Source organism: Caballeronia sp. A2-2 (genome assembly GCF_057612605.2).
The window spans coordinates 1335845-1349211 of sequence record NZ_CM172588.1; the positions used below are offsets into that span (position 1 = coordinate 1335845).

At 53.3% G+C, this 13367-nt stretch carries 10 protein-coding genes; 2 read left to right on the forward strand and 8 right to left on the reverse strand.

Annotated elements, in window-relative coordinates; genetic code table 11:
• Positions 1-45 precede the first annotated feature (45 nt).
• The 3 genes from ACZCWR_RS22475 to ACZCWR_RS22485 form a co-directional block, all read right to left on the reverse strand.
• The gene (locus ACZCWR_RS22475; protein WP_487303823.1) at positions 46-333 is read right to left on the reverse strand and encodes a cyclic-phosphate processing receiver domain-containing protein; all 288 of its coding nucleotides are present in this window, start codon (positions 331-333) and stop codon (positions 46-48) included.
• Entirely contained in the window at positions 330-773 is a 444-nt protein-coding gene (locus ACZCWR_RS22480; RefSeq protein ID WP_487303824.1) for a hypothetical protein, read from the reverse strand. The genes ACZCWR_RS22475 and ACZCWR_RS22480 overlap by 4 nt, the downstream gene beginning before the upstream one ends.
• Before the next feature lie 85 nt (positions 774-858).
• The gene (locus ACZCWR_RS22485) at positions 859-1050 is read right to left on the reverse strand and encodes a hypothetical protein (protein WP_487303825.1); all 192 of its coding nucleotides are present in this window, start codon (positions 1048-1050) and stop codon (positions 859-861) included.
• A 647-nt stretch (positions 1051-1697) separates the two neighbouring features.
• On the opposite strand from ACZCWR_RS22485, the gene ACZCWR_RS22490 reads away from it, so the two are divergent.
• The gene (locus tag ACZCWR_RS22490) at positions 1698-1910 is read left to right on the forward strand and encodes a hypothetical protein (RefSeq protein WP_487303826.1); all 213 of its coding nucleotides are present in this window, start codon (positions 1698-1700) and stop codon (positions 1908-1910) included.
• Positions 1911-2565: 655 nt separating this feature from the next.
• Here the strand turns inward: ACZCWR_RS22490 and ACZCWR_RS22495 are convergent.
• From ACZCWR_RS22495 to ACZCWR_RS22510, 4 genes are all read right to left on the reverse strand, one after another.
• Complete coding sequence (locus tag ACZCWR_RS22495) at positions 2566-4164, reverse strand: histidine kinase famiy protein (protein WP_487303827.1); 1599 nt, start codon at positions 4162-4164, stop codon at positions 2566-2568.
• A 683-nt stretch (positions 4165-4847) separates the two neighbouring features.
• Positions 4848-5147: a DUF6723 family protein gene (locus ACZCWR_RS22500; protein WP_487303828.1), complete on the reverse strand. Its 300-nt coding sequence runs from the start codon at positions 5145-5147 to the stop codon at positions 4848-4850.
• Positions 5148-6300: 1153 nt separating this feature from the next.
• Entirely contained in the window at positions 6301-8388 is a 2088-nt protein-coding gene (locus ACZCWR_RS22505) for a hybrid sensor histidine kinase/response regulator (RefSeq protein ID WP_487303829.1), read from the reverse strand.
• Between the two features lie 97 nt (positions 8389-8485).
• Positions 8486-8848, reverse strand: a complete 363-nt coding sequence (locus ACZCWR_RS22510) for a response regulator (protein WP_487303830.1) — start codon at positions 8846-8848, stop codon at positions 8486-8488.
• A gap of 3643 nt (positions 8849-12491) precedes the next feature.
• On the opposite strand from ACZCWR_RS22510, the gene ACZCWR_RS22515 reads away from it, so the two are divergent.
• On the forward strand, positions 12492-12899 hold the full coding sequence (locus ACZCWR_RS22515) for a GNAT family N-acetyltransferase (protein ID WP_487303831.1): 408 nt from the start codon (positions 12492-12494) through the stop codon (positions 12897-12899).
• A gap of 223 nt (positions 12900-13122) precedes the next feature.
• Here the strand turns inward: ACZCWR_RS22515 and ACZCWR_RS22520 are convergent, their stop codons facing one another.
• The gene (locus ACZCWR_RS22520; protein ID WP_487304774.1) at positions 13123-13332 is read right to left on the reverse strand and encodes a dodecin; all 210 of its coding nucleotides are present in this window, start codon (positions 13330-13332) and stop codon (positions 13123-13125) included.
• Positions 13333-13367 lie beyond the last annotated feature (35 nt).

Consider the following 13367-nt stretch of genomic DNA (forward strand, 5'->3'; position numbering starts at 1 on the left):
TTTGAGACAAGTCGCTCGATTGTGAGCACACCTGCCTGCATCTTCTCACGCGCGGAGCTGTTCGCAGAATGCACGAGGATTTTTTGGTGGTTTGAAGTTGCGAAGCGCGACAGCCTCTTCTACCCACAAGATGACGTCATAGCCGGTGCCAACGGAGTCGCCGCCGAGGTCGAGGTCGAGGTCGAGGTCGAGGTCGAGGTCGAGGTCGACGTCGACGTCGAGGCTAATTTCATCTACTGCGCCGGTTTCCAGCAATCTTATCGCTTCCTGCGGCAAATACACACGTAACCATCCTTGAGGCGTGTCGCGTTCGTCGTCGAGAAAAACCTTCATGCTCCGATGCCGAACTCCGATTCGTCGAACGCATTGGAGACAACTCGGGGTTCGGCACAGCCGCGGCAGTAGACGGCGAGCTCGCGCTCATCGACGACTCGAGCAGAGACGAGCCATGGTTCTGACGCATCTTCGAACGCTGACATGCTGACAGAGACATGAGGTTGCGTACGGTCGACTGGCCGCAGGCATAGCGAACAGGGTACCGGCTGACTGCCGGCGGGATAGGCGGAGGTCAAGGTCGAAGTAATGGCCGCTTCCGCGTAATCGGCGCATTCATGTCCGCAGAAGTCGCTGAGCTGGTCATCAGCAGAAACCAAGACAACTGCACCGGCCGAAGTTTCCGCGACTCGTTGGCTGCGCTTTGACAGGCTGAAATACCCATGTTGGAGGGCATGGTCACAAACGCTGCAGGAACGGCCGCTGAAGGCGGTCTTCATGCCCACCATCTCCGTGAGTGTTGAGCGGCGACATTGATGCGCCGGATGAACATGACTTTGCCGGGTAACTGGGACGAATCGTGTCTTAATGAACGATTTCGAGCTCAAGCTCTGGATGCATTTGGCCTGCGAGCCAGATGGCCTCTTCTTCGTCGCTCGCGAACGTGATGAACAAGTCACCAGGACGCTCGGCGTGCGGTGATGCGACGCTCCAAACGCCGCTCGCTTCTTCCCGCACGACGACGTGGGGCGAGTTGCCGTTATTGATTGCAGCCATGGTGCCTCCAAACAGCCAGCGAAGCCTACGCTCGCTCGGCCAGTCTCTCAGTTTGTTCGGTCGATGCCGACTTATCAAAATTTTTAAGCTCGCCCCTTCGACGAATGCTTGAAAGTCTCCATGGAGAACGCTTCGTGAATGGGGACTGTTTGTCGCCGCTCGAAGCTCGAACGGAAGCATCTTCAAACGCAGGCAGGATTCGACCCAGCGCATCTGGCTGCAGTTGACGAGCAATCACCACAGCGAAAAACTGCTGAGCGACGACAATGACAAAGGCCCCCGAGCCTCGGGGCAATTCGATTCGCCATCCGCCCATGCTGCGTGGTCGAACGATGACATCTAACTCGTTCGCCCCTTCTTTTGTAAGCATATCTGAGTTTATTTGGCAGCAGCACTCGGATTATTCTGTGTGCGATTGATTGTGGCACGCCATTCTGCACCGGCCATACTTCGATGGCGACATTCTTGTGACATCCGAAATTTTCTCGGTCTTTCTGACCGACCTTGATAGTCAATTCCTCGACAAGCCGGTTCGTGGCCTAATTCGGTTTCTGTGGAAAATCGATAGTGTAGGACTTCCCCGGTTCGAGGACCTAGTTGGTTAAAAAGCGTAGCGGCCTGTCAGGGTTGCAGTTGCGGATGTATGTGTGAACCGCATCCGCTTTGTCTTGGAAGGTCTGCGCCGCTTCGTAGCATGTGAAGCCTGGGGCCTCATCACCGTACGCAGACTCGGCGATGCCCTCTATGATGTACACGACGTCATCAACCGGATGCCTGTGCAGTGGAGCGATGCCACCGGAAGGATATTTGACTTCGCAACGACAAGTTACTTGCCCGTGCCGGAACTTGGAGACGCTTAAGTACCTTCCGCGTTATGCTTGAAAAACCGTTCACACTGGCATTCAAATCAGTCGATTTCGACATTTGGACTTCTCAGATGTGAACGCCTTCATTCTATGTTCTTAGGCTAGCAGTACTGGGACCGATGCGCGTTTGTGCACCGTTGAGACGCTCGCAATTGGTTCAGATGAATTTCCTGTTCCGCATATCTTTCTGTGCCGCAACGGCCAATGAAAGCTTTTTCTTAGTCAGGGCAGGCTCAGACGTCGGAAATGCGCCATGCTCGATTTGATGCTGCACGAGCATAAACGCACGCTCGAAACCCCTTTCGAGGAGCCAACTCCGTATGCTGATAAGAAACGGTGTAACACCGTCTGCCCCATAGCGTCTCGTTACCTCAGCGAGCACTTGACGCATCGCGTCGCGCGACGTTTCTAGGGATAGCGTGCTTGCGATGTGTGACGCTGCTCGTGAAAGCATCATCGCATCGAACGTAGATTCAATCGGACTGAAGACGCTAGGTGCGGCGAAGTTTCCTTGTTGCATTAACGCGTTCCCCCCATAGTTGTAATCTTTGAAACGGCATTTTCGTTGTCTCGTCCAAAAGTACGTGCAGCAATGTCACGCCATAAGAGCTTTCGGATTTACATGGACAGTTGTACTCGCTGCATATCTTTATTGCCATCGCGCGTTGTCAAGCACTTGCCGAATCTCTCGGGCAAGGTCGGCTTGCCGATAGGGCTTGTGAATAATCTTGAATGACACACCGTTTGACCCAGTCAAGTCATCATCTGGTTCAGCGTATCCAGTGGCAAGCAGCACCCGAAGACCAGGACTGATACGTCGAGCTTCTCGCGCCAAACCGACACCACTCATTCCCCCTGGCATCGCATGGTCCGTGAAGAGTACGTCAAATGCTTCCCCGCTTCGGAGGATAGTCAAGGCGTCCGTTGCGTTCAGAGCGAGTCGAGTCGCATAGCCCAGCTCACCAAGCATCGCCTGTGCAACATCGCCAACATCACGGCGGTCATCCACGATAAGCACCCGCTCGTTGCCTGTTGGTGTCATTGCATTCTTGGCGTCTTCATTCGCTGTTTCATGCTCCTCCACCGCTGGAAAGTAGAAGGTGAGCGTAGTTCCAAGTCCGTCTGTTGAGGCAATAGTCAGGGTCCCACCCAATTGCTCCGCGAAGGCTGTGGCTCTACTAAGGCCAAGCCCTGTACCTTTTCCTTCTGCTTTGGTCGTGAAAAAGGGCTTAAGCGCTTGAGCTATCACTTCTGGGGTCATGCCGGGACCGTTATCAGCGATAGAAAGCGCGACGTACTTACCTGGGGGCAAGCTATCATCCGGACGAACATGTTCAACATCAAAGTCATCAGTTCGCAGAAGCACCTGCGCATCAGACCGATTGGCCAATGCATCTCGCGCATTCAGCAAGATGTTGAGCACGGCCATTTCGAGCTGACCAACGTCCAAGTGACAGTTACGGAGATTCTCGGCGAGCTGAGTGTGAATCTCGACCTCATCCCCGAGCGTCTGTCTTGCCAGTCCAAGCATCTCACTACAGATTTCGTTAAGGTTGACTGTACGCTTGAGGAGCACCTGTCTCCTTGCGAAAACAAGTAGCTGTTGCGTCAAAGAAGACGCGACCTTAACCGCTCCGCGAATTTTTCCAATGCTGAAAGAGACTTTGTCACTGTAGGGGCCGCTCGATTTAACGCTTTTCTCAAGAAGGTCGACGTAGCCGACCATAACCTGTAGCAAGTTGTTGAAATCATGGGCAACGCCGCCCGCCAGCTGCCCCATTGCTTCCATTTTTCTTGCTTGAAGAAGGCCTTCTTCCGCTTCATGCCTGCGGCTGACATCACTTTGAGAGGCGAAGTAGTACACAAGCTCGTTGTCTTCATTGAAAATCGGAGCAATGAAAAGTTCATTCCAGAACGTTGTTTTGTCTTTCCTATAATTTAGGACTTCTGCAGAGAATTCTTTACCTTCGGACAGCAGCGTACGAAGGCTTGAAAACACTGTCCGGTCGGTATCAGGGCCTTGCAGAAACCTACAGTTCCGTCCATAAATTTCCGGGTCGCTATAACCTGTCATCTTCCGGAAAGCGTCGTTTGCATAGATGATAGGCTGGTCGGGATGCCGGGCGTCGGCCACCAAGATGGGGGTTCTGGTCGTTGTTACGGCTGCAAAAAACAAATCATCTTGGCGTCGGACCGGACTGGCCAACGCAACAGCCTTCGATTCGCTATCACCGTTCGGCAAACTCATCCCACTACTCCAAAAAAGGCGGCTGCCATTGAACACGCGTGCCCGTCGCTTTGCCCCTGTACCCACGCAAGGGCTGGACAGAAATGTGACGCTTGCTTCGCCGCGCATGCGTCGTGCCGAATAATGATTCATCCGACTGTTGAGCGCCACACAAGCGACACAAAAAGCGGTTTCCGCTCGATTTGCCGCTACGTCGAGCCTATATGTCTTATTGCGATTGCTTCCTCGCCACCGGAGAACCAGCCCAATTTGGAACTGCGGGCGTATGGCTGGTCGCGCGAAGTGAACTTGTACAAAGGCAATGTCTTCGGTACCCGCCGTAATCAGACCGCGCCTCCAGATGGCGCATTGCATGCGCCTCGGCGTCACCTGTTTGCGCAACTTATTCCCCACAGATGCGTCTGCGGTCCGCAGAAACCGTGCCGAAGTCCGGCGCACGTGTTTGCATGCTGCAAATAATGGAGGCCTTAAGGCAACATACATTCCGAGCTAACCACCCCAGAGATGCTTACCTTGAGCAGTGAGCATCGACGCTTCAGCGTCGCCGCCCTCTGGTCGGCGCCATTTCCATTGATTCTCAGCGAGGTTCGATAAGGACCTTGGCCAAGAAAAGGCAATTAGGGACTTTGCTATACCGAATGCTTTTACGCAGCGCCCCTTGATGAATTTGGCCGCATCTTAGGTCACAACTCTGGATTTAGTAAGTCCGCCTCGACAATCAACCGGCCTCTTTCAGCAGCCGCCTTTTTCGCTTCAACCGCGGATGGGAAGGGACCAATAGTTTCTGCCCCATCAAATGGAAAAAGAAGGCGAGAATCAGTAAGGCGGACGACTTTCAGAGTGCCACGATTTTTGTCTCCCACACATGGGCGATATGACGCGTACACTGCATAGTCCTCGGCGGACTTTCCTGGCATTGCTATGACGACAGGCCTAGATTGAAACACTACAAGTTTTGGGCGTTTAGAAGTTATTGCCGCCATTGTTCGACCTTCCTCTATGCAAGAGGTCCGAAGACGACTGGGTCACATCGACCATGCTTCGAGAGACCGCCATTCCAGACCCATTTAAAGGTGCTGGGAAAAAAGCCGTCCTAGAATAGGACGGCTGAAGACACGCTGCGGAACGAAGCGTGTCTGGGGTTGGACTGCAACCGTAGAGTATGACTCGACTTCATCATGATTTTCCCAGCGGCCCACCGAGCGTCAGAAAACCTCGGTGCGTGCAAACAATTCTCGCATCGATTACGACGAGCGAATGAGTCCGGAAGGGGTGCCTTTCAAACGCGCGCAATGTGCGATTGTCTGAGTAACTACTGTCAATGCTTTGATGGCTGAGCCTCAGTAGTGATGAACCATGCCCACAAGCTATCTGTCCTCGCTTTAGCTGGTCACGAGGCGACGCCCACCATCGCAAGGGCGTTGCCAACCTCTGCCCATAGCTCAACGAGACGAAACGACTCGCCGTCGTTTGTAACTCACGAGTACAGAAGAGGACGGAGTGAGGATTGATTCGCTACTGCGATTTGACGAAGGGTGTTCCGAACCATCGTCTGGGCCGAGCGGCGACGATTGCTCGGACTGAGGCTCGAACCCGCGAATTTCCCTGCCCTCACGCGAACCCCTGTCCGAATCCAACGTCTCAGCAACACAGGAGGCCGGTCCAGACAGTGCCCAGAGTGACGCTAGCACTTCGGCGCGCGTTGATGAACACGTTATGCATTGGCGTATTGCTGCAACTTGGTTGGTCAGACGGGCGTGTAGTACATCTTCATCCACATGTTGGTCGTCAGCCAGCATCCAAGGAGAGATGTTGAAGTTGTACGCCTCACCCGCTTCAAGCCTCGCGAGAATCGCGGCGAGTTCCCGCCACTCTCGGAAGCCACATCCTAAGGCGACAGCCTCTAGGGCTTGGTTGCGTCGCAATGCATGTTTCCCTCCCGCGAGCTCTTGTAGCAAAGAAGCCTTTTCGTGAGCGTCGGACTCTGATATCAGATACTTGTCGACAACATCGTTTGCCATGACGTGTTTCCTAACAATCTTGTTTGCGCTTAGTCGGGCCTCGTAAATACCCGCTCTCGGAGGGTCTAGGCCGACGCTGTCGGACATGGTCTAGTCCTTGCTCATTGAGCCGCGGCTAAATGGCGAGGACTCGTTCTAAATCCTCCAACGCCGCTGGTTTGACAAGATGGTGGGAAAATCCGGCCTGCGCCGAAAGTTGCTTGTCTTCCTTTTGACCATAACCTGTATGAGCGACAAAGACTGCGTCCTTTGTGCCCGACATTGCTTTTAGCTGGCGAGCCAACTCGTATCCATCCATGTCTGGAAGGCCAATGTCGAGAATAAAAGTTGTAAACGACTCTTGACGTGCTCGCTCAATTGCGCCTCCGCCATCATGCTCAATGGCCACGCTGTGTCCAAGCATTTCTAAAATCATAGCCATCGCATCTGCCACTTCTGTATTGTCTTCAACTAGCAATACGTGATGCTTCTTGTGGGCGGTGGATGGCCCTTTTTGTTGAGTGAGTCGGTCCGTGGCTGTAGCACCTTGAATGCATGGTAGGCGCACTGTGAACTCACTTCCACGGCCGTGCCCTCCGCTCGTCGCTGTAACCGAACCTTGGTGTTGTTCTATAAGACTACGCGAAAGAGCGAGTCCAACGCCGAGGCCACCCTCCGTACGAGCAGCACTTCGTTCTCCCTGCTCAAACAAATCAAATGCCCGTCGCAGTAAATCTGCCGCCATACCGACGCCGTTGTCTTTAACGCGTACCACAACATCGCTCGCAGTTCGTTTCGCCTCAATCAGTATGGTTCCTGAGTCAGGGGTGTACTTCGCTGCGTTGTTAAGTAGATTGCTTAACGCCTGCACCAACCGAGTGTGGTCTCCTCGGACACATAGTGGACCGCCTGATATCAGAAGGTTTAGCTCATGTTGGTGCACATCGAAAAGCGGGCGGGTCTGCTCTGCCGCTTCTTGTACAACCTTTTCCAAATCAACGATTGAGTCTTCTAGAACTATGAGGCCGCGTGTGACCCTTGAGACATCAAGGAGGTCGTCTATAAGGCTAGTCATGTGCGCAATCTGACGTCGAATCATGTCGCTCAGTTGAGTTACACGTTGCTCATCGGTAGGAGCTTTTGAAAGCATCTCCGCGCCAGCTACGATTGGGACAAGCGGATTTCGAAGTTCATGGGCGAGCATCGCCAGAAATTCGTCTTTACGACGATTGGTTTCGCGAAGCGCCTCCTCCGCTAGAACTTTGTCATGTATATCTGTGTTTGTGCCTACCCACATGATGACTTCATTGTCCCGTCGCACCGATAAAGCTCGGACCAGGGTCCACCGATACTCGCCCGACCTGTGCCTTACCCGGAATGTAGTCTCATAAGGTTCTTCGGTAGCTACGCTGTGCTGCCACGCCGCCTGTGCTTTCGACACGTCGTCGGGATGTACAAAGTTTACCCATAGTCCGTCTTCAGCGGCTTCTGGAGGTGTTCCCGCGAATTCTGAAAATTGGCGGTTGAAATACTGGACGTACCCGTCGGGACGAGCTGTCCATACACTCTGCGGAACAGCATCTGTAATCAATTTAAACACGCCCTCATCCAGCTTAAAATCTTGCCGGAGGGCGGACCTACTCAACTTCGTTCGAATGGCCCATACGATTGCGGTCTTTCGTTTGGGTATAAAACGGCTTGGAGAATCCGGGACGGCGAGTGTGCAAGGAGCTTTCGTGGCTGCCTCTCCCTGCGAGATAGCGGGCGTCCTATCAGAAAAACCTTCAATGCAAAGAATGATGCAGAGCACAGCACCTTTCACAAGCACCGGCACGTTTTTTATTTTCCACGCTTTCGAATCGTTTGATTCGCAACCTTCAGATTCTGCTTGCTCGTGTACAACTTGCTCGGAGACTAGTTTTGTATGTAGCGACGATGCTAAGGCCTCAAAGACCTTCTGGCCTTCGCCCGTCGCCAGCCCGAATCGCTTCGAGAGCATTTCGGACAGAGGTTGCCCTACCACGTCCTGGCGTTTAGACCTTGTCGATTGCAAGTATCCATCAGTCGCCGCCGCTACCGTGAGGCGTTCATCGGGCAGGAGGATAAGCAACGCACTTGGAATCGCGTCAAAGAGAGCTGCTGCAGAACCGTCCACCGAATCGGGACTTAAGACGGGTACCGACGAGGCAGCAAAGTGGGCCTCGTCTGGGGGAATATGCGTCATGTCTCAACCTTGAAGTTCATGAATGATGCGTGGCGCCTATCTTTCGAAACCGTCAATTCTATGCCGTAGCGGCGGCGACTTATTTGCAAGCTAATTCTCAAGGTTGCAGAGGCTGAACTGTGTGCAACTCGATAAGTAGCAAAAGAGCCGCTGGGGAAAACGGCTTCAGGAGAAACGCGGCGAGCTTGACCTCGGCAGGTGGCGTGGGGACCCCTGATTGCAAGATGATGGGGATATTAGATAGTGACGGGTCGCACGCCATCTGGCGACATAGCTCCACGCCGTCCATTTCAGGCATTTTCAAGTCCGAAACAACAACGTCGACCCGGCATGTCCGTGCAACATGCAACGCATCGCGTCCATTTGAAGCGATATGAACGACGTGGCCCGCGCCTTCGATGATGGTCTGGAGCGCAATCAGGATTCTTCGGTCATCTTCAACCACGAGCACGCTTGGCATAGATGTTCAGTCCTCAATGACGTCGTTGCCCATTCGTCGCCTGCCCCGGCCGATAATGTTAGTTAAGACTTGTAGATATGCTTAGCAGCTTACGAACCATGATTAACGAACTATCCTTCGGCCACCGATGCGTAGCGCAGCAGCGTGGAATAGCAAGCCCCTGCAGACGTTCAGCTTGACCCGTTTCACGCTATCGCGAAGTCTCTTCAAGCGTGCAAGGCTCAGACCACAAATCGAAGGTAGAGCTTCTTCGAAAAAAGCATGCGCCATACCGTTCCTCAGCGCATCACTGCATGCTTAGCTCTTTCCCGTGCTCCGCTTATTGTTTCGTCGATAAAACTCCAACAGCCACTGTGCATACTCGAGAGCTTGCTTATCCAGAGGTCCTCGAACGAAAACGGAGAGACGCAACAGCGAATCGGCGCGTCAGCATCCGCGACGTCACTGACAACACTTTGAAGTAAATCCCTGGGAAGGGAGTCGACTAATAACTTTGAGAGCACGTTAAAGGTCCCAGTGCGTATCTGTGCAATTACACGAGGACTAAGAAGGTTCGTATGGTGGTGTAGAGCCAGAGATTCGCCGGAATCGACCGAGTGACTCGGGGATTCAACAACATGCCCTTCTCCTAAACCCCTGAGTATCAACCTGTTTTGCAGCCGTTCGGGAATACGTTCGCGAAACGCGATGATAAGGAAGTCGTGGGAGCCGAGCATGCGCGAGGTCAGCGTCGCTAAGCCACCCAGAAATCGGACGTGACCTGGGATGCTGTAAGGTTCGCTTCGCGTCTTCACCCCAATCACAGGCTTGCCATTTGACATGCCACGTAGAGGCCTACCACCCAAACTAAGTTCTTGGTATTCCGCGTCGAACCGTTCATTTCTATAGGTTGCAACTAGATGCTTCAGTCTCTCTAGGTCAAAGCCTTCGGCGCGAGCACGACGTGGCAGAAATGCATATCTTCCGTCCCTCGACGCGAGCCAACACTCCCAGCCTTGCGCCTGACTTGTGAAGCAGCTCACAAGTCCATCCCGCGCATATTGGTTGAGTGACGCCCTTGCTTCGAACAGAGTCAGACTGAAGTGCGTCGCGAGCTCAGCCGCCGTGAACTGAGCCGCGCGACAGTTAGTGGACTGCATAAAAGCAGTCATTTCCCGCTCGTCAATCGCGTTGACGTTCGATTCCGACCGGATATTCACGTACACCTCAACTAGCGGCCTTGATGACAATGTTCGCGACAGCCGACGAGGTAGCGAAATGGACGCCAATCCAAGCTAGCTCGAGCTCATCTCAGAGAACATGTCTGTTATGCCAGTCGTGAGCACGCGTCAAGATGACGAGGCTCTCCGAAGCTGACGCAGCAAGACTAGACCCCTGGCTAAGATTTACGTGTATTGACCGCGCTTTCGCCAGCGCTGCGATGCGTGAACAACGGACTCACGCGATGCACATCGTGTTCATTCGCGACACGTGCGCGCGTAGGAGAGCACTCAATCTTAAAGAAGCATCGGGCGAAAAATAGTTGAGTAATTTGAAGACGGTCGTACCCTATCGGACCGCCGATTGATTTCGAGGGAAACCATTGGAGACTCCCTCGTTTTATTTGGGTCGGACATATATGCTTGTCTCATCGTGGCAATTCACTGCCCCGTAAAGGTGACAGTTCTCTCGGTTGTCCGGCTCGTGCCAGTTATTTTCTTTATTCTGCATCATAAAAGTGGCAGGGGGAAGATATCTTTTCGGCCGCGGGCTTGCTTTAATTTCTGACGCATTCGGTCAGATGCGAAGTCCTGTCGCCAGCGGTTTGGCGCTGAAGGGCATCGCTGCGGCCTGCGGAAGTTCCGACCAAATTCGAAAATCCGTCGTGGTGTCAAATAGCGTCGGGCAGTGGACAAAAGTCGTTCGGTAGTCTCGTGGACGAGCGTCCTTGCCAACGGAATACGGCGCTCAATCAGGACGGTCTTGGTTGCGGTGCACTTCGAGCTGACGAAGAAACCTGAGTGATTCAAGTATCTGCTTCCAGCTCGAAAGCACAGTAGATACCGCCCGGTTTTCCCGTTGTGAACGTGTCACTGCGAGCTTATTGTGTTTGGCAATGAGCGCCTCTGCCGCAGCGATGCGTCGTTCTAGAACCGCGAGCCGCTCCTTATGGCCTAACATCTCTCTCGTCATTTCGCGTCCTTACGGTACGGCGTTTTAAGTTCACTTGACGGCACGGCTTCAAATGTCGCACCGAGCCGCAACGGTCCCACCGCTCGCGTGGCGTTTTATCCGCGTTGTGATACTCCCGAGACGACATTTCAAAATGAGAACAGCAAGACATCGTGCGGTCATCGCGTCAGCGTCACGAGAACAAGGTCAAGAAAATCTGTCGACCGCCCCTTCGACCACCAGCATAGACGGTACCTACTACGAAGCGTCGCCACGGCAACGATAAGCTGGCTGTTACCAGTCGGACTCATTGTGCAAATCGGCGTCTCGCGCGGAGAGGTCTAATTTCACCTCAAGAGCCGCGGTCCAATTCAGCAACTGCTGGAAGCTGATATGGGCCGCATTTTTCTCAAGCCAAGAAACGCGGTTCTGACTCAAACTTAGACGTAGCCCTATTTGCGTCTGCGTGAGCCTGAGCTCCCTCCTTCGCAACACCAACAGTGCACCCAGTTGGTTAACGGTGACGAGCCTTTGAGGTGGAAACATGATGTGCGCCATTCAGCCCTTTCAATTTAGCCGTCTTGCGGATATTTTGCGTTTATCTGCGAAACGGCTAAATCGGCAGCGTGGTCAGGATTGCAATCAAGAGCGATTGCAAATGTGTTGCGGTATGGCGTTTTACCTATTGCACAGATTGATGTGATGGATATATCGTTTGCCTGCAACCGAGGGCCAGTCCGCAGCTAGAGAGAGCGCAAAACAGCGAGAGCTGTCATATCGGAAATTGGCGATTCTTGGAACAGAGCCGATACGGCCGCTCCAAGGCGATGACCCGCCAGGATTGAACTTTTGATTCTGGCGGGCTTCATCTTTTGCTGTACTTGACAGTCTAGGGTGGCGCTGTGACTGAATGTGCAAGTAAAGTAATCAGTTTCAAATTGAGGTAGAAATATCCGAATTCACCGACTCGATGCTGGCGGACCCGGGAGGAAATTAGCATCCACGGGCCGGAATCACCCGTGCGTAGGCTATACCGTACCGAGAGCATTCGCTATGAATCGCCTATCGCCACAGTTACCCAAGAGCTCGGATAAGGCCTGCCTGCGCAAACAGCAACCTATCGCCTAAGCTGCGTCGAAATAAAGTCGCACATCACGTAATAGGCCGCCTGACTTCCTGCAAAGACATTTTGCGACACGGGGAGCGACCCAATAGAGACAAAATCACCAGCTTCGGGGAGAGCGCATTAAATAGAAACAGAGCGCAGTCATGAAAACGTTCGAGTCTTAAGTCCACTCGGCCCATCCATTTCTTGGATAGCCCTTTCTTTTCGTTCAATCGTGGCATTAGAGTTGTTGATTTCGGCGACGAGGCGTTCCGGGCGCTCAATTTGCTCGGATAGCTCAAATCATCTCCTTTGAGGCACGACATGACCCCCGTCTCGCTCGCTGTGCTCATTCAACGTGAAGACCCATGGTCAAACGACGCACGCATGTTGCTCGACGAACTGGCAGCGACAATGGCCCTATACACGGGCAGCGGCGGACAATCGCGCTTCTTGAATTCGGATGTGAGTTCCACGCGAGGCTGCTTCCTCCTTGCACGGACAGCGCAGGATGCCCCGGTAGGATGCGGCGCATTCAAGCGTTTTGACTTTGGCGTTGCAGAGCTAAGATGCATATACAGTCGATTGCCGAGCGTTGGTATTGGAAGAAGCGTGCTGACTCGACTCGAAATGATTGCCGCGAACGCGGGATATCACACAACTGTAGTTGACGCTTCGAAGACGACATTGGCGACAAGACGGTTCTTTTGGCGGATGGGCTATGAGCCAGTTTCGGCCGGTAGCGCTGTGCTCGGTCTCAACGACGGCATCTTCTTTGAAAAGGCAATCACGTAGGAAGTGGCTAATGCCGATGATGATAATGGTGCCATCTGTCATGATGGTGGTGATGCCATCGGTGATGATGGTACGGGCGAGCGATAGCGGCAGCAGGTACTGCGCAGGTTGCGACCAAAAGCGCCGCTAGCGTGGTCTTGAGTGCGTTCTTCATCCAAATTTTATCGCTAGAGATAGGTAATTTGCGCGATTCTGACGGGCGCTTTTGTCTTGATTGCGAGCGTCACTCGTCGACCCGGAAGCCGACCTTCACGGTGACTTGCCAGTGCAGAATCTTGCCGCCTTCGGTATGTCCACGCGCCTCAGTCACCTGTAACCATTCGATGTTTTTCACCGTACCGGACGCTTTTTCAAGCGCGATTTCGACCGCGTTATCTGATGACACTGGCGATGAACCTGTGATTTCAAGCAGCTTATAAACGTGTTCTGCCATGTAGCCCCCAAGATGGAAAGTTGCCTCGTTCATCA

Coding starts and splice junctions, on each gene's coding strand:
- ACZCWR_RS22475 (WP_487303823.1), bottom strand. CDS start 333: ATGAAGGTTTTTCTCGACGACGAACGCGACACGCCTCAAGGATGGTTA.
- ACZCWR_RS22480 (WP_487303824.1), bottom strand. CDS start 773: ATGAAGACCGCCTTCAGCGGCCGTTCCTGCAGCGTTTGTGACCATGCC.
- ACZCWR_RS22485 (WP_487303825.1), bottom strand. CDS start 1,050: ATGGCTGCAATCAATAACGGCAACTCGCCCCACGTCGTCGTGCGGGAA.
- ACZCWR_RS22495 (WP_487303827.1), bottom strand. CDS start 4,164: ATGAGTTTGCCGAACGGTGATAGCGAATCGAAGGCTGTTGCGTTGGCC.
- ACZCWR_RS22500 (WP_487303828.1), bottom strand. CDS start 5,147: ATGGCGGCAATAACTTCTAAACGCCCAAAACTTGTAGTGTTTCAATCT.
- ACZCWR_RS22505 (WP_487303829.1), bottom strand. CDS start 8,388: ATGACGCATATTCCCCCAGACGAGGCCCACTTTGCTGCCTCGTCGGTA.
- ACZCWR_RS22510 (WP_487303830.1), bottom strand. CDS start 8,848: ATGCCAAGCGTGCTCGTGGTTGAAGATGACCGAAGAATCCTGATTGCG.
- ACZCWR_RS22515 (WP_487303831.1), top strand. CDS start 12,492: ATGTTGCTCGACGAACTGGCAGCGACAATGGCCCTATACACGGGCAGC.
- ACZCWR_RS22520 (WP_487304774.1), bottom strand. CDS start 13,332: ATGGCAGAACACGTTTATAAGCTGCTTGAAATCACAGGTTCATCGCCA.